This is a genomic window from Citrobacter sp. L55, assembly GCF_002850715.1.
In the GTDB taxonomy this organism is placed as follows: Bacteria; Pseudomonadota; Gammaproteobacteria; order Enterobacterales; family Enterobacteriaceae; genus Citrobacter; species Citrobacter braakii.
In genome coordinates this window covers 106,292-132,928 of record NZ_KZ559404.1, presented here as the reverse complement: position 1 = coordinate 132,928, position 26,637 = coordinate 106,292, and the positions used below count along the sequence as shown (strand labels likewise).

General features: G+C 51.0%; 25 protein-coding genes. 11 read left to right on the top strand and 14 right to left on the bottom strand.

Going from position 1 to position 26,637, the window contains the following annotated elements; all coding sequences use genetic code 11:
* Window positions 1–6 precede the first annotated feature (6 nt).
* The 4 genes from cysB (at window position 7) to acnA (ending at window position 4,552) form a co-directional block, all read left to right on the top strand.
* Complete coding sequence (gene cysB, locus B9P82_RS14185) at window positions 7–981, top strand: HTH-type transcriptional regulator CysB (protein WP_016153251.1); 975 nt, start codon at window positions 7–9, stop codon at window positions 979–981.
* Between the two features lie 314 nt (window positions 982–1,295).
* Window positions 1,296–1,436, top strand: coding sequence for a YmiA family putative membrane protein (locus B9P82_RS14180; RefSeq protein ID WP_213083732.1), 141 nt, complete (start codon window positions 1,296–1,298; stop codon window positions 1,434–1,436).
* Between the two features lie 3 nt (window positions 1,437–1,439).
* Window positions 1,440–1,610, top strand: coding sequence for a hypothetical protein (locus tag B9P82_RS28495; RefSeq protein ID WP_168188448.1), 171 nt, complete (start codon window positions 1,440–1,442; stop codon window positions 1,608–1,610).
* A 248-nt stretch (window positions 1,611–1,858) separates the two neighbouring features.
* Entirely contained in the window at window positions 1,859–4,552 is a 2,694-nt protein-coding gene (gene acnA, locus B9P82_RS14175; protein WP_101700516.1) for an aconitate hydratase AcnA, read from the top strand.
* 50 nt (window positions 4,553–4,602) lie between these two features.
* Here acnA and ribA read toward each other — a convergent pair whose 3' ends face one another.
* Window positions 4,603–5,193: a GTP cyclohydrolase II gene (gene ribA, locus B9P82_RS14170; RefSeq protein WP_016153247.1), complete on the bottom strand. Its 591-nt coding sequence runs from the start codon at window positions 5,191–5,193 to the stop codon at window positions 4,603–4,605.
* 202 nt (window positions 5,194–5,395) lie between these two features.
* Between ribA and pgpB the strand changes: the two genes are divergently transcribed.
* The 5 genes from pgpB (at window position 5,396) to yciH (ending at window position 9,048) form a co-directional block, all read left to right on the top strand.
* A complete protein-coding gene (gene pgpB, locus B9P82_RS14165; protein WP_101700515.1) occupies window positions 5,396–6,160 on the top strand; it encodes a phosphatidylglycerophosphatase B in 765 nt (254 codons plus the stop codon).
* Window positions 6,161–6,309: 149 nt separating this feature from the next.
* Entirely contained in the window at window positions 6,310–6,618 is a 309-nt protein-coding gene (locus tag B9P82_RS14160) for a LapA family protein (RefSeq protein ID WP_006684318.1), read from the top strand.
* Between the two features lie 6 nt (window positions 6,619–6,624).
* Window positions 6,625–7,794, top strand: a complete 1,170-nt coding sequence (gene lapB / locus B9P82_RS14155; RefSeq protein WP_047417273.1) for a lipopolysaccharide assembly protein LapB — start codon at window positions 6,625–6,627, stop codon at window positions 7,792–7,794.
* A 189-nt stretch (window positions 7,795–7,983) separates the two neighbouring features.
* Entirely contained in the window at window positions 7,984–8,721 is a 738-nt protein-coding gene (pyrF, locus tag B9P82_RS14145) for an orotidine-5'-phosphate decarboxylase (protein ID WP_049282555.1), read from the top strand.
* Window positions 8,722–9,048: a stress response translation initiation inhibitor YciH gene (gene yciH, locus B9P82_RS14140; RefSeq protein WP_016153243.1), complete on the top strand. Its 327-nt coding sequence runs from the start codon at window positions 8,722–8,724 to the stop codon at window positions 9,046–9,048.
* A 90-nt stretch (window positions 9,049–9,138) separates the two neighbouring features.
* Here the strand turns inward: yciH and osmB are convergent, their stop codons facing one another.
* From osmB to fabI, 7 genes are all read right to left on the bottom strand, one after another.
* Window positions 9,139–9,357 carry an osmotically-inducible lipoprotein OsmB gene (gene osmB, locus B9P82_RS14135; protein ID WP_003020583.1) on the bottom strand — a complete coding sequence of 73 codons (219 nt, stop codon included), beginning with the start codon at window positions 9,355–9,357 and terminating at the stop codon, window positions 9,139–9,141.
* A 268-nt stretch (window positions 9,358–9,625) separates the two neighbouring features.
* Window positions 9,626–10,378 carry a DNA-binding transcriptional regulator YciT gene (locus B9P82_RS14130; RefSeq protein ID WP_016153242.1) on the bottom strand — a complete coding sequence of 251 codons (753 nt, stop codon included), beginning with the start codon at window positions 10,376–10,378 and terminating at the stop codon, window positions 9,626–9,628.
* Between the two features lie 95 nt (window positions 10,379–10,473).
* Window positions 10,474–10,656 carry a YciZ family protein gene (locus B9P82_RS14125; protein ID WP_016153241.1) on the bottom strand — a complete coding sequence of 61 codons (183 nt, stop codon included), beginning with the start codon at window positions 10,654–10,656 and terminating at the stop codon, window positions 10,474–10,476.
* Between the two features lie 182 nt (window positions 10,657–10,838).
* Entirely contained in the window at window positions 10,839–12,830 is a 1,992-nt protein-coding gene (gene pdeR / locus B9P82_RS14115) for a cyclic di-GMP phosphodiesterase (protein WP_029139557.1), read from the bottom strand.
* Window positions 12,831–13,095: 265 nt separating this feature from the next.
* Window positions 13,096–15,030, bottom strand: coding sequence for an exoribonuclease II (locus B9P82_RS14110; RefSeq protein ID WP_047417275.1), 1,935 nt, complete (start codon window positions 15,028–15,030; stop codon window positions 13,096–13,098).
* An 89-nt stretch (window positions 15,031–15,119) separates the two neighbouring features.
* Window positions 15,120–16,265, bottom strand: coding sequence for a carboxymuconolactone decarboxylase family protein (locus B9P82_RS14105; protein ID WP_101700513.1), 1,146 nt, complete (start codon window positions 16,263–16,265; stop codon window positions 15,120–15,122).
* A gap of 199 nt (window positions 16,266–16,464) precedes the next feature.
* The gene (fabI, locus tag B9P82_RS14100; protein WP_016156642.1) at window positions 16,465–17,253 is read right to left on the bottom strand and encodes an enoyl-ACP reductase FabI; all 789 of its coding nucleotides are present in this window, start codon (window positions 17,251–17,253) and stop codon (window positions 16,465–16,467) included.
* 441 nt (window positions 17,254–17,694) lie between these two features.
* Here fabI and B9P82_RS14095 point away from each other — a divergent pair, with 441 nt between their 5' ends.
* Entirely contained in the window at window positions 17,695–18,384 is a 690-nt protein-coding gene (locus B9P82_RS14095) for an EAL domain-containing protein (protein WP_047500365.1), read from the top strand.
* A 38-nt stretch (window positions 18,385–18,422) separates the two neighbouring features.
* On the opposite strand, the gene sapF is transcribed toward B9P82_RS14095, so the two are convergent.
* The 5 genes from sapF to sapA are packed head-to-tail and all read right to left on the bottom strand — an operon-like array spanning window position 18,423 to window position 23,705.
* Window positions 18,423–19,229, bottom strand: a complete 807-nt coding sequence (gene sapF, locus B9P82_RS14090) for a peptide ABC transporter ATP-binding protein SapF (RefSeq protein ID WP_016153235.1) — start codon at window positions 19,227–19,229, stop codon at window positions 18,423–18,425.
* Window position 19,230: 1 nt separating this feature from the next.
* Complete coding sequence (gene sapD, locus B9P82_RS14085) at window positions 19,231–20,223, bottom strand: peptide ABC transporter ATP-binding protein SapD (protein ID WP_016153234.1); 993 nt, start codon at window positions 20,221–20,223, stop codon at window positions 19,231–19,233.
* Window positions 20,223–21,113, bottom strand: a complete 891-nt coding sequence (gene sapC / locus B9P82_RS14080; RefSeq protein WP_016156640.1) for a peptide ABC transporter permease SapC — start codon at window positions 21,111–21,113, stop codon at window positions 20,223–20,225. The genes sapD and sapC overlap by 1 nt, the downstream gene beginning before the upstream one ends.
* Complete coding sequence (gene sapB / locus B9P82_RS14075) at window positions 21,100–22,065, bottom strand: peptide ABC transporter permease SapB (RefSeq protein WP_003020545.1); 966 nt, start codon at window positions 22,063–22,065, stop codon at window positions 21,100–21,102. The genes sapC and sapB overlap by 14 nt, the downstream gene beginning before the upstream one ends.
* Window positions 22,062–23,705 carry an ABC transporter substrate-binding protein SapA gene (gene sapA / locus B9P82_RS14070; RefSeq protein WP_016153232.1) on the bottom strand — a complete coding sequence of 548 codons (1,644 nt, stop codon included), beginning with the start codon at window positions 23,703–23,705 and terminating at the stop codon, window positions 22,062–22,064. The genes sapB and sapA overlap by 4 nt, the downstream gene beginning before the upstream one ends.
* A 787-nt stretch (window positions 23,706–24,492) precedes the next feature.
* Between sapA and B9P82_RS14065 the strand changes: the two genes are divergently transcribed.
* Entirely contained in the window at window positions 24,493–25,401 is a 909-nt protein-coding gene (locus B9P82_RS14065; RefSeq protein WP_016156638.1) for an SDR family oxidoreductase, read from the top strand.
* Window positions 25,402–25,506: 105 nt separating this feature from the next.
* Here the strand turns inward: B9P82_RS14065 and pspF are convergent, their stop codons facing one another.
* On the bottom strand, window positions 25,507–26,496 hold the full coding sequence (gene pspF / locus B9P82_RS14060) for a phage shock protein operon transcriptional activator (RefSeq protein WP_168188447.1): 990 nt from the start codon (window positions 26,494–26,496) through the stop codon (window positions 25,507–25,509).
* Window positions 26,497–26,637: the final 141 nt, after the last annotated feature.

Genomic DNA, 26,637 nt, shown 5'->3' with positions numbered 1-26,637 from the left:
CTTAACATGAAATTACAGCAGCTTCGCTACATTGTTGAGGTGGTGAACCACAACCTTAATGTCTCCTCAACGGCGGAAGGGCTTTATACCTCGCAGCCAGGTATCAGTAAGCAAGTTCGTATGCTGGAAGATGAACTTGGCATCCAGATTTTTGCCCGTAGCGGTAAGCACCTGACCCAGGTTACGCCAGCGGGGCAGGAAGTCATTCGAATCGCGCGAGAAGTTTTGTCGAAGGTGGACGCCATTAAGTCCGTTGCTGGCGAACATACCTGGCCGGACAAAGGCTCACTGTATATCGCCACCACGCACACTCAGGCGCGTTACGCTTTGCCGAACGTTATTAAAGGCTTTATTGAGCGTTATCCACGCGTCTCATTGCATATGCACCAGGGGTCGCCGACGCAAATCGCCGAAGCCGTCTCGAAAGGGAATGCAGATTTTGCTATCGCGACGGAAGCCCTGCACCTGTATGACGATCTGGTGATGCTGCCTTGCTACCACTGGAACCGTTCGATTGTCGTTACGCCGGACCATCCGTTGGCGGGCAAATCCGCCGTATCCATTGAAGAACTGGCGCAGTACCCGCTGGTGACCTACACGTTTGGATTTACCGGACGTTCGGAACTGGACACCGCGTTCAACCGTGCGGGTCTGGAGCCGCGTATAGTTTTTACCGCGACCGATGCCGATGTCATTAAGACCTATGTACGCCTGGGACTCGGCGTGGGGGTAATTGCCAGTATGGCGGTTGATCCTGTCTCCGACCCTGACCTGGTGCGCGTTGATGCCCATGATATCTTCAGCCATAGCACCACCAAGATTGGTTTTCGTCGCAGCACTTTTTTACGCAGTTACATGTATGATTTTATTCAACGTTTCGCGCCGCATCTGACGCGTGATGTGGTGGATACTGCGGTGGCGCTACGTTCCAACGACGATATTGAAGCCATGTTTAAAGATATTAAATTGCCTGAGAAATAATAACGGCTGTTACCTCGTCGGTATCCTCAAACATAAAGCGATACCGACGGCAGAGTCTGAATCTATTCAATATTTTTCCTCTATATATTAACCATATATTGTTTATGGTAAACACTTGCTAAAGTAGTTTCAAATTAGTAAGGTCGCCAAAAATCCCTCTCAAATATTTATAACCGATCAAATAATTAATTTATTTATCAGGTCGAGTATGAAAATTAACTGGCTTTTTTTGACCTTTTTTATTAGGATTCCTCCTATCTGATGATTAATTGTACCGATTGTTTGGTGCTTAAATGATAAGTGATTTCGATAGTATGAGGTTAGCGATGCCTTCAGGAAACCAGCCAGCACGCCGGGATCCCGTCATGAAACGTAAAGCCTGGTTCGCTGTGTTTCTTGGCTCTGCCGTGTTCTGGGTTATTGTCGCGCTCGTGGCCTGGAATGTGTGGGGGTAGGTCATGTCCACACTGGAACAACGCTCCACCGTGATGCCATCTCCGGATGACCATGAACAAGAGGGTCAACGCAGCGCAGAGAATAAGCCGAATATTCCAGCGACCTGGAAACTCTCTCCTGAACAACGGGCGTTTATCGATCTGTTTACGGATGATGATGAACAGAAACAATAATTGATACGAATTTTATAATTATTATTAGTCCGTTGTCTTGTACTGCAAATATTTTATTCCGGGCAATCGTGATGAGCCATGCTTATCACCGTATTAACCTTGACCGCTTAAACCTTTCTCCTCGCCAGATACTTCAGTTGCCCCTTTTGTAGCCCTCCACTTTTATCAATTTGAGTTGTTATCAAAGCGTTACATTTTGTTTGTGTTATCTTTAATACTAACCCTGAGGAAAATCAGGGGATCCAACCCTGTCATTAAGGAGGAGCTATGTCGTCGACCCTAGAGAAGCCAGTAAGGACACATTGCAGGTTAAAGATAAAACCTACCGTTACTACAGTCTGCCGCTGGCCGCTAAATCACTGGGTGATATCACCCGTTTACCGAAATCGCTAAAAGTTTTGCTGGAAAACCTGCTTCGCTGGCAGGACGGTAATTCCGTTACCGAAGATGATATTCATGCGCTTGCGCATTGGCTGAAGACCGCTCATGCCGATCGAGAAATTGCCTATCGACCTGCTCGTGTTCTGATGCAGGATTTTACCGGCGTGCCGGCGGTGGTCGATCTCGCCGCCATGCGCGAAGCGGTGAAACGTCTGGGTGGGGATACGGCAAAAGTGAATCCGCTTTCGCCAGTGGATCTTGTCATTGATCACTCTGTAACGGTGGATCGTTTCGGTGATGATGATGCTTTCGAAGAAAACGTGCGCCTGGAAATGGAACGTAACCATGAACGTTATGTGTTCCTGAAATGGGGACAGCAGGCATTTAGTCGCTTCAGCGTTGTACCGCCGGGTACGGGGATTTGCCACCAGGTTAACCTTGAATATCTTGGCAAAGCTGTCTGGAGCGAGTTACAGGACGGTGAGTGGGTGGCTTATCCCGATACACTGGTCGGTACCGATTCCCATACCACGATGATTAATGGTCTCGGTGTGCTGGGCTGGGGCGTTGGAGGCATTGAAGCTGAAGCAGCAATGCTGGGTCAACCGGTCTCAATGCTGATCCCGGATGTTGTGGGCTTTAAACTGGTGGGTAAACTGCGGGAAGGCATCACTGCCACCGACCTGGTTCTGACCGTCACCCAGATGCTGCGTAAGCACGGTGTAGTCGGTAAATTCGTTGAATTCTACGGTGATGGGCTGGACACCTTACCTCTGGCCGATCGAGCAACCATTGCGAACATGGCACCGGAATACGGCGCAACCTGCGGTTTCTTCCCGATCGATGACATTACCCTTGAGTATATGCGTCTGAGCGGGCGCAGTGAGGAACAGGTTGAGTTGGTCAATGCCTATGCCAAAGCGCAGGGAATGTGGCGTAACCCAGGGGATGAACCTGTGTTTACCAGTTCGTTGGAGCTGGATATGGGCAGCGTAGAGGCAAGCCTTGCTGGACCGAAGCGTCCGCAGGATCGGGTGGCGCTGGCTGATGTGCCGAAAGCCTTTTCGGCGAGTAATGAACTCGAGGTGAATAGCTCGCTGAAAGACCGTCAGCCAGTGGACTATACCATGAGCGGTCAGCAGTATAAGCTGCCGGACGGCGCGGTGGTGATAGCCGCTATCACCTCTTGTACCAACACCTCAAACCCAAGCGTATTGATGGCGGCGGGGCTGCTGGCGAAAAAAGCCGTAACGCTTGGTTTGAAACGTCAGCCATGGGTGAAAGCCTCGTTGGCGCCAGGATCGAAGGTGGTTTCCGATTATCTGGCAAAGGCAGGGTTCACTCCGTACCTTGATGAGCTGGGATTTAATCTTGTGGGTTATGGCTGTACCACCTGTATTGGCAACTCTGGACCCTTACCCGATCCTATCGAAACAGCCATCAAAAAAGGCGATCTTACGGTTGGGGCAGTGCTTTCTGGTAACCGTAACTTTGAAGGTCGTATCCATCCGCTCGTGAAGACCAACTGGCTGGCGTCTCCGCCGCTGGTGGTAGCCTACGCGCTGGCGGGGAATATGAATATCAACCTGACGAAAGATCCGTTAGGCCATGACAGAAAAGGCGATCCCGTTTATCTGAAAGATATTTGGCCGACAGCCAAGGAAATTGCCCGCGCCGTTGAGCAGGTCTCTACCGCCATGTTCCACAAAGAGTATGCTGAAGTCTTTGAAGGCACGCCAGAATGGAAAGCAATCCAGGTTGATCGCGCTGATACCTATGGCTGGCAGTCTGACTCGACCTATATCCGTTTGTCACCGTTCTTCGATGGTATGCAGGCTACGCCGGATCCGGTTCAGGACATTCACGGTGCGCGTATTCTGGCGATGCTCGGAGATTCTGTTACCACCGACCATATTTCTCCTGCCGGCAGTATTAAACCAGACAGTCCGGCGGGGCGTTATCTGCAAAGCCATGGCGTTGAGCGTAAAGATTTTAACTCCTACGGTTCGCGACGCGGGAATCATGAAGTGATGATGCGTGGTACCTTCGCCAATATTCGTATTCGCAATGAGATGGTACCTGGCGTGGAAGGTGGCATGACGCGTCATTTGCCGGGAACCGAAGTGGTGGCTATTTATGATGCGGCCATGCAATACCAGCAGGAGAACGTGCCTCTGGCGGTGATTGCTGGGAAAGAGTATGGATCCGGCTCCAGCCGTGACTGGGCGGCGAAAGGCCCACGTTTGCTGGGCGTTCGCGTGGTTATCGCAGAGTCTTTTGAGCGAATTCACCGTTCTAACCTGATTGGCATGGGCATTTTACCGCTGGAATTCCCGCAGGGCGTCACGCGTAAAACGCTGGGATTAACCGGTGAGGAGGCGATCGATATTACGGACCTACAAAACATTAAACCGGGGGCGACAGTTCCGGTGAGTATGGTACGCGCAGATGGGCGTAAAGAGGTGATTCTATGCCGCTGTCGCATTGATACCGCGACGGAGCTAACGTATTACCAAAACGACGGCATTCTGCACTACGTGATTCGTAATATGTTGAATTAAAATGCAAAAAAGCCTGCGAGAGCAGGCTTTTTGATAGGCGGTGACAACGATTATTTGCCCAGCAAATGTCCCATCTTGGCGGCTTTGGTGTCCAGATAATGTTCATTTTTTGGATTACGGCCCACGATCAGCGGCACGCGTTCAACAATATTGATTCCCGCTTCGGTCAGGATTTCTACTTTCTTCGGGTTATTGGTCAGCAAACGTACCGCATCCACGCCCAGCAGCTTGAACATATCGGCACACAGCGTGAAATCGCGCTCGTCTGCCGCAAATCCCAACTGATGATTCGCTTCAACGGTATCATAACCCTGGTCCTGCAACGCGTAAGCGCGGATTTTGTTGAGCAGGCCAATGTTGCGTCCTTCCTGACGGTGATAAAGCAGAATGCCACGCCCTTCTTCAGCAATGTGGGTGAGGGCCGCTTCAAGCTGGAAACCGCAATCGCAACGCAGGCTAAACAGCGCATCACCAGTCAAACATTCGGAGTGGACGCGCGCCAGGACAGGTGTTTGGCCTGTTATATCACCAAAAACCAGTGCGACATGATCGTGTCCGGTTGCCAGTTCTTCAAATCCCACCATCAGGAAATCACCCCAGGGGGTTGGCAGTTTGGCTTCTGCCACACGTTTAAGCTGCATGTAATTCTCCAGATTATGCTGGCACTCGTCGTGCCTTCGCCTGTCGGCTTCTGTTCTGTATTACACTATTTTGCCATAAGGCAACGACGTTCACCTAATCGCGACCACGGATTCGCTTTTGGAATGGCACAAAATTGTCAATTTTCCCGACGTGTGAATTTTTCAGTTATGATTGTGATACTTATCGACGAAAGGAGAGGCAATGCTGTCTATTGCAAAGCGCACCGCAGTGGGGACCGGACTGCTACTTATCATGCCGGTTGCCGTATGGGTATCAGGCTGGAGCTGGCAGCCGGGGCACAATGTCTGGTGGTTAAAGTCCTTGTACTGGGTAACGGAAACGGTGACGCAGCCGTGGGGAATTATCACTCACGTTGCGCTTTGTGCATGGTTTCTGTGGTGCCTGCGTTTTCGTCTTAAAGCCGCGGTAATGTTGTTTGCTATTCTGGCCGCAGCGATTTTAGTGGGACAGGGCGTGAAGTCCTGGGTCAAAGACAGGGTGCAAGAACCGCGACCTTTTGTTGTGTGGCTGGAAAAAACGCACCATATTCCGGTTGATGAGTTCTACACTTTAAAACGTAAAGATCGTGGGCATTTAGTCAGAGAACAATTGGCTGAACAGCAGGATATTCCAACGTTTTTACGCAAGCACTGGCAAAAAGAAACGGGTTTTGCCTTTCCGTCCGGACATACGATGTTTGCCGCCAGTTGGGCTTTACTGGGCGTAGGGCTGTTATGGCCGCGCAGACGTACGCTGACGATTGTGTTTTTGCTGATCTGGGCGACCGGCGTGATGGGCAGCCGCTTGCTGTTAGGCATGCACTGGCCCCGTGATTTGGTGGTGGCAACGCTGATTTCGTGGCTGCTGGTGACGCTGGCAACCTGGCTTGCACAGCGGGTATGCGGACCATTAACCCCACCAGTGCAGGAGAAAAAAGAAATCGCGCAGCGAGAACAAGAAAGCTAGCGATGATTGATTTTTCAAATTTTGCCCTCAAATCAGAAAGTGGAAAGCGCTTTTCCGTTTCGCACTCGTTGTGAAAATGGTAATTTAAAGGGCTCAACGCGGTAAGTTGGACACGATTTATTCGCTCAAACCACATAACGGGAAGTAATGTGAAATATTTACTCATTTTCTTACTGGTGTTGGCGATTTTTGTTATTTCGGTGACATTGGGTGCGCAAAACGATCAACAGGTTACGTTTAATTACCTGCTGGCTCAGGGTGAGTATCGTATCTCTACGCTGCTTGCTGTATTGTTTGCCGCAGGGTTTGCGATTGGTTGGCTAATTTGCGGCCTTTTCTGGCTGAAGGTTCGTGTGTCTCTTGCGCGCGCCGAACGTAAAATCAAACGACTGGAAAACCAGCTTGCGCCTGCGACCGACGTTGCGGTATCTGCCGATTCGTCGGTTGTGAAGGAATAATTATTTATGTTGGAGTTGTTGTTTCTGCTTTTACCTGTAGCCGCTGCCTATGGGTGGTATATGGGTCGCAGAAGTGCGCAACAAACCAAGCAGGATGAAGCTAACCGTCTTTCTCGTGACTATGTCGCCGGGGTTAACTTCCTCCTGAGCAATCAACAAGATAAAGCGGTGGATCTGTTCCTTGATATGCTAAAAGAGGACACAGGCACCGTTGAGGCTCATCTCACCCTCGGAAACCTGTTCCGCTCTCGCGGTGAAGTCGATCGCGCAATCCGCATCCATCAAACGTTAATGGAAAGTGCCTCGCTGACCTACGAGCAGCGTTTGCTGGCCGTGCAACAGCTGGGGCGCGACTACATGGCCGCGGGACTGTACGACCGCGCGGAAGACATGTTCAATCAGCTTACCGATGAAACTGATTTTCGGGTTGGCGCATTACAGCAACTGTTGCAAATTTATCAGGCCACCAGCGAATGGCAAAAAGCCATTGATGTAGCAGAGCGTCTGGTAAAACTCGGCAAAGACAAACAGCGTAATGAGATAGCCCACTTCTACTGCGAACTGGCCTTACAGCAAATGGGTAGCGACGATATGGATCGCGCCATGACGCTGTTGAAAAAAGGCGCGGCGGCAGACAAAAACAGTGCACGGGTATCCATCATGATGGGTCGTGTGTACATGGAAAAAGGTGATTACGCGAAGGCGGTTGAAAGCCTGCAACGGGTCATTTCCCAGGACAAAGAGCTGGTCAGCGAAACGCTGGAAATGCTGCAAAGCTGCTACCAGCATCTGGGGAAAAACGATGAGTGGGCGGAGTTTTTACGTCGTGCCGTCGAGGAAAATACTGGTGCCGCCGCCGAACTGATGCTGGCTGATATTCTTGAGGCGCGTGAGGGGGCTGATACCGCTCAGGTCTATATCACTCGTCAGCTGCAACGTCATCCTACGATGCGCGTGTTCCACAAGCTGATGGATTATCATCTCCACGAAGCCGAAGAAGGGCGTGCCAAAGAGAGCCTGATGGTTCTGCGCGATATGGTCGGAGAGCAGGTACGCAGTAAACCGCGTTACAGCTGCCAGAAGTGCGGTTTTACGGCGTATACGCTGTACTGGCACTGTCCATCCTGCCGTTCATGGTCAACCATTAAGCCCATTCGCGGACTTGATGGGCTGTAATTTTTTAAAAAATCTCATTTTAGTTACAACATACTGTTGGGGTGTAATAGATCCATCCTCAACCTCCGTTGCCGGTTCGCCTGGCAGAAATGTAATCGCGCCTGTTAATTTTCTATTACCGCAGGTAGAATGCACGCCGTTTACCCATTTCGCGCCGCCGTGGGCGCCCATCCTCAAGAAGGTCTGGTCATGACGTTTACTGCTTCATCTTCTTCTCGTGCTGTTACCGATTCTCCTGTCGTTGTCGCTCTCGATTATTCTAATCGTGATAAAGCATTAGCTTTTGTCGACAGAATTGATCCTCGTGATTGCCGTTTGAAAGTGGGCAAAGAGATGTTCACGCTTTTTGGACCTCAGTTGGTTCGCGATCTACAACAGCGTGGTTTTGACATCTTTCTTGATTTGAAATTTCATGATATTCCCAATACCACCGCACATGCAGTTGCCGCTGCTGCTGAACTTGGTGTCTGGATGGTTAACGTTCACGCTTCTGGCGGGGCGCGTATGATGACTGCAGCCCGTGAAGCCTTAGTGCCTTTTGGCCAGGACGCGCCGCTGCTGATTGCCGTGACGGTTCTGACCAGTATGGAAGCCAGCGACCTCGCCGATCTCGGCGTGACGTTGTCACCTGCGGATTATGCTGAAAGACTGGCGCGCTTAACCCAGAATTGTGGTCTGGATGGTGTCGTATGCTCAGCTCAGGAAGCGGTGCGATTCAAGCAGGCGTTGGGCCAGGCATTTAAGCTGGTGACGCCGGGGATTCGTCCAGAAGGCAGCGAGGCGGGCGATCAGCGTCGTATTATGACACCGGAACAGGCGCAGTTAGCAGGTGTGGATTACATGGTGATTGGTCGTCCGGTCACCCAGTCGGCCGATCCCGCGCAGACGCTTAAGATGATCAATGCTTCCCTGAAACGAGGTGCGTAAATGAACGACTCAAACTCTCGTCTGGTCTACTCTACGGACTCCGGGCGTATTGATGAACCGAAAACAGCGCCTGAGCGTCCAAAAGGCGATGGCATTGTTCGTATCCAGCGCCAGACCAGTGGTCGCAAAGGGAAGGGCGTGTGCCTGATTACCGGTATTGATCAAGACGATGCCGAACTGACCAAATTAGCCGCAGAACTGAAGAAAAAGTGTGGTTGCGGTGGAGCAGTGAAAGATGGCGTGATTGAAATTCAGGGGGATAAACGCGACCTGATTAAATCGCTGCTGGAAGCTAAAGGAATGAAAGTTAAACTGGCTGGCGGTTAATAAAAAAGCCACGGAAAATTTCCGTGGCTTTTTAATAATACAGACCTGAAAAAGTAAACGTATTATTATATCGAGCCGTTTAACCGTAGATTATTTACCCACCTGGTGGCCAATAATACCACCTACTGCAGCACCACCCAGCGTACCCAGCGTGCTACCGTCAGTCAGGACTGCACCACCTATTGCACCTGCACCAGCACCGATTGCGGTGTTACGATCTCGTTTGGACCAGTTAGAGCAGGCACTCAGCGACATTGCCAGAGTAATCGCCAGAATGGCAGCGGTCATTTTTTTGCTCGTTACTAACATAATACTTTCTCCTGAATTATTGATTCACGGAATCCAGTGTTCTTTAAGGATAGCGTCAAATTAAGACTATCGAAGATATTTCCGTGAAACCGTTTAGCGAAGGCATTACAAACACTATCCTGAAGTTGGAGGTTCGTTCCTGTTATATCGCTAACATTAATTTTACGACTTTATCCTGTTAACGACAGGTAAAAAGTCTTAATTGGATTGTCAGATAACTCTCAGAGAGCAGATGATTTGTCTGCTGACAAACCATCTACTGAAGATTTTATGCGTGGGCATCAATGATATTGACGATTAATCCTGAATGTTCGAGCTGCATTTGTACGCTGGCGCTGAGTCTGGAGTCCGTTACTACGCGGCTGAATCGCTCTAATGGACCCAGCGTGTAAGGGTGAATGGCGTCGAATTTTGAGCTGTCGGTCAACACAATAACTTCTGCGCCTTTTTCCAGCACCGCGTTAACCACGTCAGAACGCATCATATCGCGCCCGGTAAAACCGGTATCAGCCTGCCAGCCGTCAATGCCGATAAAGGCCTTACTGAAGTGTACCTGTTGGATAAACTGGCGAGTTAAGGGGCCGACCATGCTCTCACTTTTTTTCTGGTAAATTCCACCGAGAAGTATCACTTCACAGGGCGTTTCTTTGAGCAGATGAGCAATGTAGCTGCTCACGGTGATGATGGTGACATCTTTTTGCTCTGCCAGCGTTCTGGCCAGAAGTGCATTGCTGCTGCCATTCTCAATGAATACGGATTCGCCTGGACTGACCAGAGATGCAGCGAATTCAGCCAGTTCACGTTTCAGAGTGAAATTGGTCATCATGCGCGTTTCAACATCATCGCTGTTCAATGAAACAGCAAAACCGTGAGCTCGGCGTAAGTAACTCTGTTTTTCCAGCGTGTTCAGATCCTGTCGAATCGTCACTTCGGAGACACCGGTGACTTTTGCCAGATCGGCGACGCTCATCTGACCTTTATCGGTCACCATCTGCAAAATAGATTGTTGTCGGGAATTCATAGTATTAATTTTATTGCGATATCGTATCGGAAATTAAACGGAAACTGCATTATCTGCAGTTTGCTGATAGCAGCGACATCAAAAGATCACTGTCATCAGATCTCCCATGGCGCCTTCTGCTTTTTCGCCAAAGATTCGGCATCTTCTTTGACTGTGTTTAACAGTTCAGCTTTCAAAATTTCAAGATTGTGGATGGCTGAGTGGTAATCACCTGCAACGAGGATATCCAGCACGGTATCAATACGTTCGGCCAGACGCTGAGCGTCGATATCAGACATGGTCGTCATCCTAATGGCAATAGAGTGTGAATTTCATGATGCAGAATTTCATGGCAAAAGAGAAGGGAAAAATAGTATTAACCTGAACGATTGAAGAATATTATATATTCTGTGATTACATGCGGATAGCGTCGTCATGTAATGTCCATTTATGGCTATTTATCGCCTTCATTCTCTCTGCATTAGCGCAGTTTTTTACTCAGGTGGCGGCGATACCAACGTTCAAATGCGGCTGCTGGCATTGGTTTGGCGAATAAAAACCCCTGACGCTCATTGACGCCATTTTTGGTCAGAAACGCATCCTCTTTCGCGCTTTCCACGCCTTCGGCGATGACCTGCAGGTTGAGCGCCTGTGCTACCGCAACTATGGCCCGTACCAGCGATTGTGAAATGGATTGTTTGTGGATCTCTCTGACAAAGGTCTGATCCAGTTTAATGGCATCTAGCGGGAAGCGGGCCAGTTGAGACAGCGACGAATAACCGGTACCAAAATCATCCAAATGGATTTGCGCACCTAACTGGCTAAACTGCTGAATGACTGACAACGCCAGTTGCTCATTTTCTATCAAACTGCTTTCTGTTAATTCAACATCGATGGGGCAATACTCAAAGTTGAGCTCGTGAAGCACCTGCTTAAGTGCGGTAAAAAGCGTCTGGTCGGCGAGCTGGCGGGCAGAAACGTTTACCGCCACGCGCAGGTTTATTCCCTTGTCACGCCATTTCGCGACCTGGCGCACAACGTCGAGAATAACCCAACGCCCCAGCGGGACGATGAGCCCCGATTCTTCGGCGTAGGATATAAACTCCAGCGGTGGAATGAGGCCGCGTTCCGGAGATTGCCAGCGAACCAGCGCCTCCAGGCTGCGCACTTCACCGCGCCAGGTTATCTTTGGCTGATAATGGATAACCAGTTGATCGTTATCCAGTGCCTTACGCAGATTAGTATCCAGCCACAGATATTCAAATACCCGCTGATTCATTTCCGGAGAAAAAACACAAAACTGCCCACGGCCGCCTTCTTTCGCGGTGTACATGGCTGTATCCGCGTTACGAATGACGCTCTCGCAGTCCTGACCATGCTGAGGCGCGAGGGATATACCAATAGAGCATCCGGTATAGACTTCAATCAGACCGATGCGGAAGGGCTGGCGCAGGCGCGTCAGAATGCGTGATGCGGTGGCTTCCAGTGTGCCCTGGGATGTTTCGGTGGCAAGAACAATGAATTCATCGCCGCCAAATCGCGCCAGGATCTGGTTGTCTTCGAGGCAACTGAGGATTGCCAGCGACACGCTTTGTAGTAGCTGATCGCCAAACATATGCCCGTAGGCATCGTTTACCTTTTTGAAGTTATCCAGATCGAGGTACGCAATACCGACCTGCGTATCGCCCGCGTTCTCAATCGCATTGCTGATCAGTTCATGAATTGCGTTGCGGTTTGGTAATCCAGTGATGGAGTCGGTATTCGCCAACACCCGCAGTCGTTCCTGCGCGCGGCGTTCTTCAGTGATATCGGTCCCGGAACAGATCAGAAAAATTTCGTTCTTGCCGCTACCGTTATGCACAAATTTATTGCGAAAAAGAAACAGACGCTGGCCTTTGCAGGTCTTGACCCAGCGTTCAACCTCATACGAGTTACCTTCGCGAAAAAAGACCTCAATATTGCGCCGTGAAGCCGCCGCTTCACGACGGCTCATAAATAATGTGAATACACTTTGACCAATGACTTCACGTTCTTTGAGGCCGGTGTACTCTTCGCACAGGCGATTAAACCGCTGAATGTTGCCCATGCGGTCAAGAATGACAATAACGGAATTGGCTTCGGAAACGACTTGTTCGGCAAAAGAGAGGCCGTGGGCCAGATCGCGGGCGACGGAAGGGGTGTCATCCCAGGCGGATGCGCTACCAGCCCATTCGCGCTTATTGATTTTTCGACCGACCAGATGCACGGGAATGTCGTCATCTTCAATGGGCAACGTCATTAACAGACTTGACGTGATCACCGTCATCTCGCGAATGCGATCGGCTTGTTCAGGTAATAATTCGATGGTCTGATCAGCTTCTGACGCTTCGTCGATAGAGAAATGCAGGATGTTGCAATCCTCTGACAAACGCCAGTAGGGGTTATGAGTGCCCACATAGCTATACAACGTAACCAGCTCCCGGACGTCTTTCATCATGTGTACTATCCCGTTTAAAGCGCATAGAGCCTCAAAAGTATGGGTAGCCATGATTCATTCGGGGTGATTATGGCTGAACGTATTGTTTTTTTTATATATTTATGTTTAATCCAGAATCCGTAAAAAGCAAAGCCAGCGGAACTGAAAAAAGTAAAAAAATAAAATTGACCGAATGAAAGAAGTGTAGTGCGGTGGTGGGAATTTGGGCGGAAAAAAGAAACGACCTTTCACAAAATGAGAAAGGTCGCTGGATTGATACGAGTTACGCGGCTGGACGCGCGATAACGCTGCGGGTTTCCATGCGAACTTCGGCGATGGTTACGTCAATCACATCCGTGACTTTGTAAACCACTTCACCTTTAATTTGCACCGTGCCGCTTTCCTGGCTGCATACCAGCTCGTCCCGAACGGCGTGCAGGAATGGGGCAGGAATAAATGCGACTGCGCCATTATCAACTAAACGTACGCGCATACCGCCGCGGCTAACGTCAATTATCTCGGCCGCAAAGCGGGTATCGGTCCCGGCTTTGTCACTCAGGAAACGGGCATATAACCAGTCGCCCACATCGCGCTCAGCCATCCGGTTCAGGCGACGACGTTCCGCCATTTGCACCGTGGTATCATCCCCAGGGCGGGCGATGGTTTCACCTTTGATGACGGCCTTAAGCAGGCGGTGGTTAATCATATCGCCATATTTTCGAATAGGAGAGGTCCAGGTGGCATAAGCCTCCAGACCCAGCCCAAAGTGCGGCCCTGGCTCGATACTGATTTCAGCGTAAGACTGGAAACGGCGAATTCGGCTGTCGAGGAAACCAGAAGGCTGCGCATCCAGCTCGCGGCGCAGTTTGCAGAAACCTTCCAGCGTCAGGACTTCCTCGGCATCAACGTGCATACCATGGGTTTTTAGCAGCGCGGCCAGAGCGTCGGCGTTGGCCGGGTCGAATCCCATATGGACGTTATAAATACCGAAGCCGAGCTTGTCGCGAAGCACGCGGGCGGCGCATATGTTTGCCGCAATCATGGATTCTTCCACGATTCGGTTTGCGATGCGGCGTGGCTCAGCGACGATGTCCAGGACTTCACCTTTTTCACCAAGAACAAAACGGTAATCCGGGCGATCTTTAAATACCAGAGCATGGTTATGACGCCATTCACCGCGGCTCAGGCAAATACGGTGTAGCAGACGGATTTGTTCAGCAATCGCGTCATTTGCAGGCTGCCAGTCGCCGGCGCCTTCCAGCCAGTCGGAGACGTTGTCGTAGACCAGCTTCGCTTTCGACTCAATCGTCGCTGCGAAGAAGGTGATGTTGTCTTCAATCGCGCCATCCGCGGCGATGGTCATACGACAAGCCAGAACCGGACGCACTTCGTTCGCGCGTAAAGAGCACAGATCGTCAGACAGTTCGCGTGGTAGCATCGGGATGTTGAACCCCGGCAGATAGTTAGTAAACGCGCGAATTTTTGCTGTTTTATCCAGCTTGCTGCCTTCTGCAATCCAGGCCGTAGGGTCGGCAATGGCGACAGTTAATTGCAGTTTGCCGTCGGCCAGCTCTTCAGCATAAAGCGCATCGTCCATATCTTCGGTGCTGGCGCTGTCGATGGTGACAAAGTTGAGGGCGGTTAAGTCCTGACGAACCAGACCTTCATCCAGCATCTCAGTTGCCACACCGTCCGGCGCTTCTTTTTCGAGATTATGGCGTGCCAGCGTGACCCACCACGGGACAAAGTGGTCATCAGCAAAAGTGATAAATTGGGTTAACTCGGCATAGAAGGTGCGATCGCCTTTCAGCGGGTGGCGACGCATTTCAGCGACGGCCCAGTCACCTTCTTTAAAATCGTGCTCAACGCCGCGGGCGGCACGGCAAGGGATCGCTTCTTTCAGTAACGGATGATCCGGCACAATGGACAGACGATCATTTTTGCCCTGAACTTTACCCACGAAGCGCGTCAGGAAGGGTTCGATCAGTTCTTCCGGCTCGGCAGATTCACGATCTTTTTCTGTATGGATAACCGCAACAATGCGGTCGCCATGCATCACTTTTTTCATCTGCGGCGGTGGAATGAAATAGCTTTTTTGTGCATCGACTTCCAGGAAGCCAAAGCCTTTTTCCGTGGCTTTTACCACCCCTTCAGCACGTGGCGTCTGGGAATGCAGTTGCTGTTTAAGCTGCGCTAGCAGCGGGTTGTCCTGAAGCATAATTGTCTATTTTCGTGGCTAAAAGAGCGGCTGACAGTTTTACGCGATTCTCTCAGTTGCGGCAAGCGCTCTTTCAGTAAGTGGATCGGTTAATAAGTCTCGCCCAGCGCGATTTTCAAGCGATTCAACCATCCGCACAATCCGCTCCAGGCCAGCAGGTTAATCGCTTGTTCAGAAGAGATGCCCTGATCGAACAAAGGGGTTAACAGCGCGGCGCTAAAACGGTCGGGCGCTCGGGTTAGCCATTGTACCGCCTGCAGGGTGACGCGCTCAACCGGATGTCGCTGTTCCCAACGCTGTAATTCACGTTCCTCCTGGCGAAGCAGGGCGATAACGTTGGCTAATTCATTGGCTGTATGTGCCTGTTCATTAAAGCAGGCCACGCTGCCGTTAATCCGTGACGTCATTAGCGCCGCCAGTGAAAATGCCCGCACCGGTACAGCGCTACGCCGGGTACTGGAAATCAGTGTCGTGAATAAATCCAAAATGACCGGTGAATGGATCAGTAATGGCACCAACGCTTGCAGTTCATCGGGAAAATGTCTGGCCGTCGTCTCGTCCTGAGAATGATATTTTTCGATTGGGAATGGCGCAGCGTGCCAGGTAGCGTTTGTTGCACTAAATGGCGAAGCGTGAGCGAATTGCTGTATATCCAGCCCCGGTATTCGGCGTACCGGATGTCCAAACCAGGCCTGAAACAGGGCCACGGTCCGGGCCTGAAAACCGACGAACCCGATGATTTGATTCATCAAAATACTATCGCTGGTAGTCAGCCCGACCGCATCCAGATGCTGGCGATCGCGTGCGCCTATCACGTCAGGAGAGCTGGCAAGTTGGCGAGCATATTGGGTGATTTGCGCCAGCCGATGGTTACTTTCCCGTGACGAGTCAGGACCAGGAAGCGGTGTTAACCGCGCGGCATAGTGATTGCACAATCGCTGGACGCCATACACCTGAGCGACGGTTAGCGCCGTACTCATCCGCTCATAGGCGCTGAATGTGTGCATCTGATTCAGGTTTACGTGAACCGGGAAGAGAACCTGGGCAAGTTTACGGGCAGGGGTTAACCAGGATTGAAAAGGCAAAAGGGCGTCATCAGGTATCGCCAGATCCAGTAAAAAGCAGTCGTCGACATGAGCGGCTTCCGGCACCAGCGGCAGAATATCTTGCGGATGCTTGCTGGATTGCGTCTCATGATACCAGTGGCTTTTGCCTTCAATTCGGCGTTGTTCCATGGGCGGTCCTTGGTCTAAAAAGTGGCGACCCGGACACGTCGTCTACTACTACGCCGGATCGTTTGCGCTGCAATATCCTGACGTAAGCAGAAGAGGGGATGAAAGATTGTTCCGTGATAATAAATATCAGAAAAGCATATATGGCGGCAGGCAGAGGAGAGTCATGGGCGGGGCAAGACCGCCCATAGAAGACTTACGATTATTTCAGTTCCAGTTCGTTCATTGCCGCGATACTGAAGCCACCATCGACGTGAACGACTTCACCCGAGATGCCGGCAGCGAGATCGGAGCACAAAAATGCTGCGGAGTTACCCACATCTTCAATGGTTACAGTGCGGCGAATCGGCGTAACCGCTTCACAATGCGCCAGCATTTTACGGAAATCTTTAATGCCGGAAGCGGCGAGTGTACGGATAGGACCGGCAGAAATAGCGTTCACACGCACACCTTCAGGACCCATCGCATTAGCCATATAGCGGACGTTCGCTTCCAGTGAGGCTTTTGCCAGGCCCATCACGTTGTAGTTAGGGATGGCGCGCTCTGCGCCCAGATAGGATAGCGTCAGCAGCGCCGAGCCTGGGTTCAGCATGGAACGGCAGGCTTTTGCCATCGCCACAAAGCTGTAAGCACTGATGTCATGAGCAATTTTGAAGCCTTCGCGGGTGACTGCATTCACATAGTCGCCATCCAGTTGGTCTGCGGGCGCAAAACCAATGGAGTGCACGAAACCGTCGAATTTCGGCCAGGCTTTGCCCAGTTCGGTAAACAGTGCATCAATGCTGGCATCTTCCGCCACATCACACTGCAGTACGATGCTGGAACCCAGTTGAGCTGCAAATTCTTCGACGCGGCCTTTTAGTTTGTCATTCTGGTAGGTGAACGCCAGTTCAGCCCCTTCGCGATGCATTGCCTGAGCGATACCCCAGGCGATGGATAGTTTGCTGGCAAGACCCGTTACCAGAATGCGCTTACCGGAAAGAAAACCCATAGCTTTAATCCTTATGGTCATTGCTTATTTTTAGCAATCAATGAGTTATGATCACAATTTGAAGGTGTTTCGAAATGGGGCAGCAATTATATCCCACTCTTTGTGCCTTGTAGAATAGTTATCATCCCTTACTGATAATCACTTTTCATTACACATGAGGGTTATAACACTTTCCCTGGTTAAGTCTCATTCATTCTGCGAAGCGCGGGGGGATGGAGAAAATACAAGGCTTTAAAGGCATCTCAATGGTATTATTAACTGCTAGCTTATGTTTTAAAACATAGCAATGTAGGAACTTTCTTAAAACAAAAAATATGACCGTATTCAGTTCGTTATGATATATTGTTTTTATCGATCGATATTGATACATTGATCGATATTATTGATTGATTGTGATTAAAAGTGCATTATCAGGAAGTTATGATCAATTGGAGTGGTCTTATGCACTATCATTTCATCGCGGAACCGATGAGAGACACAACTGATACGTTACTGGGTGTTGAGATGAGCGTCCGGTTTGCTTCAGATACGGTTTCGCCGATACACCCAGAGTTCATCATTTCAGCGTGGAATAGCGAACAAAAACGTAATTTCATGCTCGAGCAAATTCGATTAATTGCCGAAAAGCGTAATTGGTTTGAGAGCCACAACCTTTTCTGTACTCTGAACCTCATTGATGAAATGGCGCTGCTGGCAATTGGCGACCCGAGCGTTAAATCGGCGCTACATGCCATGCCTTTTGTCGCCCTGGAACTTTCAGAGCGTTTTCTGACGAATACCGTATGTCTGAATAATCTGCTGATTAATTCACTTTGCGACGGTCCAAACGCATTATGGCTGGGCGATCTGGGCTCCGGCAGCATTGGGGCCAGTCCGCTGGTTTGCGGTCGTTTTGATGTGGTGAAGTTGGATCGTGGTTTTTTCCTGGATCAGGCTGAAAAACCGATGTTCCCGGTGCTAATTAAAAACATCCGCGAATATTGCGACCGCATTGCGGTGGAGGGCGTGGAAACCAAACAGCTTATCGACGAAGTAGGCGCGGCTGGTGTTTGGGTGATGCAGGGATCTCTTTTCCCTTCGGTCGCGTTTAGCGAGGTTGATACACTGCTCTTACCAAATGTTTGTCACTGATTGCAAAATTGCCCTCCGGTTGAGGAGGGCTGCATCTGTTAGCGATCTTTACGCCACGCGTCAGCGGTAAGCGCTTCGCCGAAATGACCGGCGATCAGGCGACGGGTCAGCTCATGCAACGGCGAGGCCAGAACATCTGCTGTACTGCCGCGTTCAACCACTTCACCCTGGTGCATGACTAATACCTGATCGCTGATGTGCTTCATCATGCCGATGTGCTGAGTCACATAGATATATGAAATCCCCTGTTTTTCCTGTAATTCCAGCATCAGATTGATGAGCTGCGAACGCATCGACATGTCCAGAGAGGCCAGGGCTTCGTCGGCGATAATGACTTTGGGGCGCAAAATGAGCGCTCGGGCAAGGCCCAGACGCTGTTTTTGTCCCGGAGCCAGCATATGCGGGTAATAACTCACATGGTCAGGCAACAGACCGACCATGCGCATGGTCTCGATGATCTGTTTGCGACGCTGTTCAGGCTCGAGGTCGGTGTTCAGACGTAGCGGGAAATCGAGGATCTGCGAAATACGTTGCCGTGGGTTAAGCGACGTTGACGGATCCTGGAAAATCATACGGATACGCTGACTACGGAATGAATAATCACCATATTTTAACGGGTGATCGTCAATCAGCAGCTCACCGCTGGTGGGCTCAATCATACCGGCCAGCATCTTCGCCAGCGTAGATTTACCGGAACCATTTTCACCTATGACGGCGAGCGTCTGACGCTCGCGCAGGGTAAAGCTCAGCGGCTTAACGGCCTCAACGGTCTGACGGCGGAATAATCCCGTCCGGTAGCGAAAGGTTTTGCTCAGATTACGAACTTCGAGCAGGGTTTCTACCATCTCACTCTCTCTCCATGTTCAACGGGAAATGACAGGCGTAGAGATGATTCTTTGCTCCGGTCAGTCTTGGGGTTTCGATACATTCGCGCTGAGCATAAGGGCAGCGCGGCCCCAGACGACAGCCGATAGGTAATTGTTCCAGCAATGGAATGGCTCCTGGCATGGTATTCAGGCGGCTTTTGTGCGGCATTGCGCTACCAAAATCAGGAATGGCGCGAATCAACGCTTGGGTATAAGGATGATGCGGAATAGTCACCAGCTCTTTACTGGGCGCAGTTTCCACCGTTTGCCCACAGTACATCACGTTAATTTTGTCAGCCCACTGGCTGAGCATTTGCAGGTCATGGCTGATCAACAAAATGGTGGTATTGCTGTTTTGGTTCAGCCGGGTCAGCAGGCGGAAAATTTGCGCCTGAGTGGTTGGCTCCATCGCGTTCGTTGGTTCGTCGGCAATCAGTAAACGCGGCTGATTAGCCAGGGCGATTGCGATCATCACCTTCTGGCATTCGCCGTCGGTCAGTTCATACGGGAAGCTGCGCATCGCATCTTTATGATCTTTTATCCCGACGCGGTGCAGGAGTTCAATCGCGCGGCGTTTACGCCAGCCGATGCGCTGCCACCAGCGGCCTTTATAAGTCCATGCCGGAATATTTTGCATCAGTTGTCGTCCAATGCGCTCAGACGGATCGAGACACGATTGCGGTTCCTGAAAGATCATGGAAACGTTATGGCCGACCAGCTTGCGTCGTTCACGCGCTGAAAGGCGCAACAGATCGATATCATCAAAGCGCATGCGGTCTGCGGTTACGCGCCAGTTATCTTTAGCGACGCCGCAAATGGCCTTGGCGATCAGGCTTTTGCCCGATCCAGACTCGCCAACCAGTCCGCGGATTTCACCTTCATTGAGGGTCATGCTGACGCGGTCAACCGCCTTCACCCAGTCGTCGCCGGTTCTGAATTCAATGGTCAGGTTGCGGATATCCAGTAATGGCATTATTCCACCCCCGCAATAATTGCCCGGCGCACGCCATCACCCAGCAGGTTAACCAGCAGCACGCTTATCATAATCGCCGCACCTGGCAGCATAACCGTCCAGGGTGCGACATAAATCAGCTCCAGCGCGTCGCCAAGCATGGCTCCCCATTCTGGTGACGGCAACTGTGCGCCAAGGTCGAGAAAACCCAGCGCGGCGATGTCCAGAATCGCCATCGACAGCGCACGGGTGATTTCAGTGATAAGTCCGGCGGTAATATTGGGCAGAACGGCAAACCACAGGATATTGAGCGTGGTTGCGCCGTCCAGGCGAGCGGCGATAACGTACTCTTTTTCCAGCTCGTCATGCACCATGCTGTAGACGGAGCGTACCATGCGCGGCAGCAGCGCCAGCCAGACGGCAAACATCGCGTGTGTCAGATGCGGTCCGGCAAAGGCCACCACAATAATCGCCAACAGCAGCGAAGGGATCGAGAGCAGGGTGTCCAGAATGTGGTTCAGCACCGCGGAGCGCAAACCGTGCGTTGCGCCGGCAACCACGCCCAGTAACAGGCCACATAGTGTGGCGGCGAGGGTGACGACAAACGCGCCGCCAACGGTTGGGGCCGCGCCGCTGAGCAGGCGACTTAGCACGTCACGCCCGAGATCGTCAGTTCCGAGGAAAAATGAGACTTCGCCATAGCGCGACCATGACGGCGGTAAAAGCTGATAGCCGAGAAATTGCTGGTCGATGCCATAAGGGGCAAACCAACCACCAAAAATACACAGAATCGCCAATCCTGCGCAGCCATACAGGCCGATCATCGCAGTCGCATCGCCGTAAAAATTGCGCCATGCGGTGCGCAACGTACCCGGCGGGCGCTTTTCGCTGTAGACGCTATCGTAAGGCATACCATTCCTTATGTTTCAGAGGGTTAGCCATAGCACCCAAAATATCAGAGATGACGTTAACGATGATAACCAGTGAGCCAATCACCATGACGCCCGCCGAAATTGCCGCGTAATCCTGCTGGCGAATTGCGTTAATCAGCCAACGGCCAAGACCTGGCCAGCTAAAGACCATCTCGGTGATCATCGCCAGCGTCAGCATGGTGGAAAACTGTAAGCCCAGACGCGGGATCACCGGCGGAAGGGCGTTGTGCAGAACGTGACGGCGCAGAATGGTTAAGCGTGACAGACCGCGCGTGGCGGCCGCTTTAACATAGTTTTGATCAAAGACCTCAATGGTGCTGATTCGCATCAGGCGAATAACTTCCGTGGTAGGGGCGACGGAAAGCGTCAACACCGGAAGCACCATGTGACGGATTGCGCTGACCAGCATTTCATCGCGCCAGGGCGAGTCGGAGATCCACGCATCAATAATGGCAAATCCGGTAACGGGCTTCACTTCATAGAGAAGATCAAAGCGTCCCGAAACGGGAAGCCAGCCGAGAGTCAGTGAGAAGAGCAACGTCAGCAACAGCGCCAGCCAAAAAACCGGAATGGAAAAGCCCATCAACGCTAAGGCGCTGATGCAGCGGTCCTGCCATTTGTTCCGCGTGATCCCTGCCAGCATACCAACGGGGATCCCAACCATCAGCGCAAAACCAAAGGCCAGAATGCACAGTTCCATCGTCGCCGGGAACACCTCCTTCAATTGTTCTGAAATCAACTGGCCGTTAATACTGGATACACCAAAATCCCAGTGAATGAGGCCATTGAACCAGAATACCCAGGCGTTCCACAGCGATGCGCCCTGTAACGGCGCATGAGGTGTGAAGTAGCTCAGGCTGAATCCAATAAAGGTCAGGAAGAAGAGGGTGACCAGCAGCAATAAAAAACGACGCAGGGTGAAGATAATCATGGCTTTTTCACCTCATCTTTCTTTTCCCTGGAAACCCCGGCAAAAGATGCATTGCCGAACGGACTCAGCACCAGTCCTTTGATATCGTAACGATAAGCCTGTAGACGCAGTGAAGAGGCCAGCGGCAGGATCGGTAACTCTTTCGCGAGAATATTTTGCGCTTCGTCATAGGCATCAATTCGCGATGAGAGTTGCTGCGAAGAGAGGGCCTTGCGCAGAACGCTGTCAAATTCCGGATTACACCAGTGGGCGAAGTTAGTCTGCGAGTTGATGGCGGCGCAGCTTAGCAACGGTCGGAAAAAACTGTCAGGATCGTTACTGTCCGTCGCCCAACCGGATAACGTTAGATCATGGTTCATATCCATTAATCGCGCCTCCTGAAAACGACCTTCTACCGGAATGATTTTAACTTTCACACCCACCTGAGCCATGTCAGCCTGAATCAGCTCGGCGGTTTTCAGTGGACTGGGGTTCCAGGCCTGAGAACTGGTGGGTACCCAAAGCTGTAATGTCAGGTTCTCCAGCCCCAGTGCTTTTAACTGCTCGCGCGATTTTGCCGGATTGTACTCTGTAATTTTAGCTTCGTTGTCATAAGCCCACGAGGCGCGAGGCAAAATAGATGCTGCGGTTTCCGCCGTCCCGTAGTAGATGGACTGCATCAGCCGTTGGTTATTAATGGCCAGCGCCAGCGCATGCCGCACGGCGGGATTATCCATCGGTGGTTTATTGGTGTTGAATGCCAGATAGGCGATGTTCATCCCCGGGCGCAGGGTCAGACGCAGGCGCGGGTCATCACGCAAAATGCTGAGCTGACTGGCGGCAGGCCAGGCCAGAACATCACACTCACCGGTCAGGAGTTTCGATAGACGTCCGGTGCCGCCAGAGCCGAGGTCCACAACCACCTGCGGCATCAGAGGAGTACCACGCCAGAATTTTTCATGGCGCTGCAGTCGAACATATTGCCCTGCGCGATTCTCCGAAAGCTGGTACGGTCCGGTGCCGACGGGTTGTCTGTCGAGCAGCTCTTGACGATCCTGTTTTGCCAATTTAGCCGCATATTCTGCTGACATCACGGAGGCATAGTGCGTGGCAAGGTGCCACATGAAGGAGGCATCGGGCTGAGTTAAGCGGAACTCAACGGTGTTGTTGTCCAGCTTGCGTACGCTTTGGACGTTATCGGCGAACTGTAGGCTGTCGAAGTAGGGGAAACTGCTACCGTTTACATTGTGCCACGGATGCTGGCGATCAAAGATGCGCTCGAAGGTAAACACCACGTCGTCTGCATTCAGTTTGCGGGTGGGGGTGAACCAGGCCGTCTTCTGAAACTGGACGTCACGACGCAGATGGAAGCGGTAGGTTGCGCCGTTATCCAGCACCTCCCAGCTTTCAGCCAGCTCAGGCACCAGTCGATAGGTGTACGGATCGACATCGAGTAGTCGGTCATACAGCTGGGCTGCCAGGGTGTCGACGATAAGACCGCTGCTCGCTTTTTGCGGGTTGAACGTATTGACCTGCCCGCTAACGCAATAGACAAAGCCGCTGTCACGAATATCAGCATGCGAAGCCTGTTCAGGCGCGGCAGCAGCCTGACCACTCAGAAATCCAGCCATCACGATCAGAGATGATAAAACCAGGCGCATAATTTTAAAGGATTATAAATAAAGAGGCTATCTTACTAATATTTAATGACATTTGCCATTACCGTTTGTGTTTGGGGGCCGCACAGGTGATAACCGCGAATTCAACATCGCGACAGGGTCACCCTTCATACCCGCTATCCACTTTGAATTTACTCTGTTAACTATCTTAGCATTTTCATGACCCATCTGACTCGTTAAAACGCGGGATTCGCTGGCTGACAGAAAAATGTGAGGGGGACGTGGGGGAAAGTGACCATGACCGCCAGGAGAGAGCATCAGCAATATCGCGGGGAAAGTGAAATATAAAAAATAATCTCATAATGGCGCTATGGATAATTTCATTCGTTCTCCATTTCGATAGGGCTGAGATGTTAAATTTGGTTGCTATTTATTTATGCTGATTGTTGGATAATTCTTAAATGATAACGAGTATTGAATCATAACGTTGGTAAAATATAAGCGAGGCGACGTAGGTAGATGAATACAGGAAAAACAATTGCATAGGACTCTATTAACCTCTCGCTTCTGAGTGGTATCTCGTTACTCAATAAAATTGTCTGGCCTGTTAAGGTTTTATTTATATAGCTCATTGATATATATGGATTTAAGTGCTATGGGTTAAGCAGGGATTAATCTCATAAAATACTCGAAAGCGCGATGCGGTGATTAGTTTATCGGTAGAGGTGATATTACGCGAAATATTAAATTGCGGTGAATTACAAAGGTCATGCCACTCATTTTGGTCTACGCTTAATAATCTTTGTGATAAAAAATGAGAGGTATTTAAATGGCTGACTTAAACAATGAAAAAAAGACCATCAATAAAACTCATTCTGCGCGTTTTCCGGCACCGCCTTTTCCACAGCAGAAGCAACCCTTCCCAGGGCTGGCCGGAAAAATGCAACCGCGTCCCGATCATGGGGAGGAGAGCTATCAGGGAAGCGGTCGATTGAATGGGCGCAAGGTATTAATTACCGGGGGGGATTCAGGGATTGGCCGTGCTGTTGCCATTGCTTATGCCCGTGAAGGCGCTGATGTTGCGATCAACTATTTACCTGATGAAGAAGACGATGCGCGTGAAGTGGTCGACTTGATAAAAAAAGCAGGCAGAAATGTCGTGGCTATCCCCGGAGATATTCGAGATGAAACTTTTTGCGGCCAACTGGTTAAACAGGCGGTAAAAGGGCTGGGTGGGTTGGATATCCTCGTCAATAATGCGGGTCGTCAGCAATTTTGCGAGTCTATTGAGGCGCTCACCACAGAAGATTTCGATGCCACATTCAAGACTAATGTCTACGCTATGTTTTGGATCACCAAAGCGGCTATCCCCCATCTTTCACGAGACAGCGTGATAATTAATACCTCCTCGGTACAGGCTTATGAACCTAGTGAAATCCTGCTTGACTATGCTCAGACCAAAGCGGCGATCGTGGCATTTACTAAATCGCTGGCGAAACAGCTGGCACCGAAAGGGATACGGGTTAATGCCGTAGCGCCAGGCCCATACTGGACTGTACTGCAATGCTGTGGCGGTCAGCCACAGGAAAAAGTGGAGAAGTTTGGGGCAAATGCACCGCTGGGTCGTCCGGGTCAACCAGTGGAAATTGCGCCGCTTTATGTCACTTTGGCCGCTGAAGAGAACAGTTATACATCCGGCCAGGTTTGGTGCTCTGATGGGGGGACAGGGACCCTCTGACGTTTATGCTCCGTGAGTCGAAAAGTCAGAGGGGAAAGTGACTTTAATGGACGAGTGCTGACAATAAAGCGTCAAACCCTCCAATATAACGTTGGCAGAGGCGCGCTAAATCTGGTGTTTCTTAAGCAACGCGCGTAGCTGATGGTAAGTCAGACCCAGTAACTCAGCGGCTTTTTTCTGATTAAATTTCGCCTGCTGCAAGCTGGTTTGTAGAAAGTCTTTCTCTTGTTGCTGCTGGAATTCACGCAGATCCAGCGGTAATGCTACAGATGTCTGCTTTGGTGGTGCTGCCTGTGGCTGCGCAACGTGGCGGCGGAAGGGGTCAATGATGATCTCATCCAGCGGGTAATCGCTGGTACCGTGCCGGTAAACGGAGCGCTCCACGACGTTTTTCACTTCACGAATATTACCCGGCCAACGGTAATGGAGGAGGGTTTCTCTGGCCTCGGCGCTGAATCCCGGAAAAAGCGGTAACCCGATCTCGCGGCACATCTGAATGGCAAAGTGTTCGGCCATTAACATGATGTCGCTTTGACGCTCGCGTAGTGGGGGAAGTTGCACCACGTCAAAGGCCAGACGATCCAGCAGGTCCGCGCGGAAAGTGCCTTCGCTGACCATACGTGGCAGGTCGGCATTGGTCGCGCAGACCAGACGCACGTTAACCTGCAAGGGCTGGCTGCCGCCGACGCGTTCCAGCTCGCCATACTCAATTACGCGCAGCAGTTTTTCCTGTACCAACATTGGCGCGGTCGCCAGTTCATCAAGAAACAGCGTGCCGCCGTCGGCGCGTTCGAAACGTCCAGGATGGCGTTTTTGTGCACCGGTAAACGCACCGGCTTCGTGACCAAACAGTTCGGAATCAAGTAAGTTCTCGTTGAGGGCCGCGCAGTTAAGCGAAATAAATGGGCCCTGCCAACGGCTGGAGAGGTAGTGCAGGCGGTTGGCAATAAGCTCTTTCCCCGTACCTCGCTCACCGATAACCAGTACAGGTTTATCCAGCGGCGCCAGATGAGAAACCTGTTCCAGCACTTCAATAAAGCTGTTCGCTTCGCCCAGAATATTGTCTTTGTATCCTGCCATGATGAAATTCACCACTTGTTAGTGTTATTCACCAATTTACCCTAATTCTCTCGTCAGGTAAAATTGGGTATTTACATTAAAATCAATTAGTTAAAAAGTTGGCACGCCAAGTGCATTACGAAAACAGCAGGGCATAGCCCGATATCAGAACAGTAA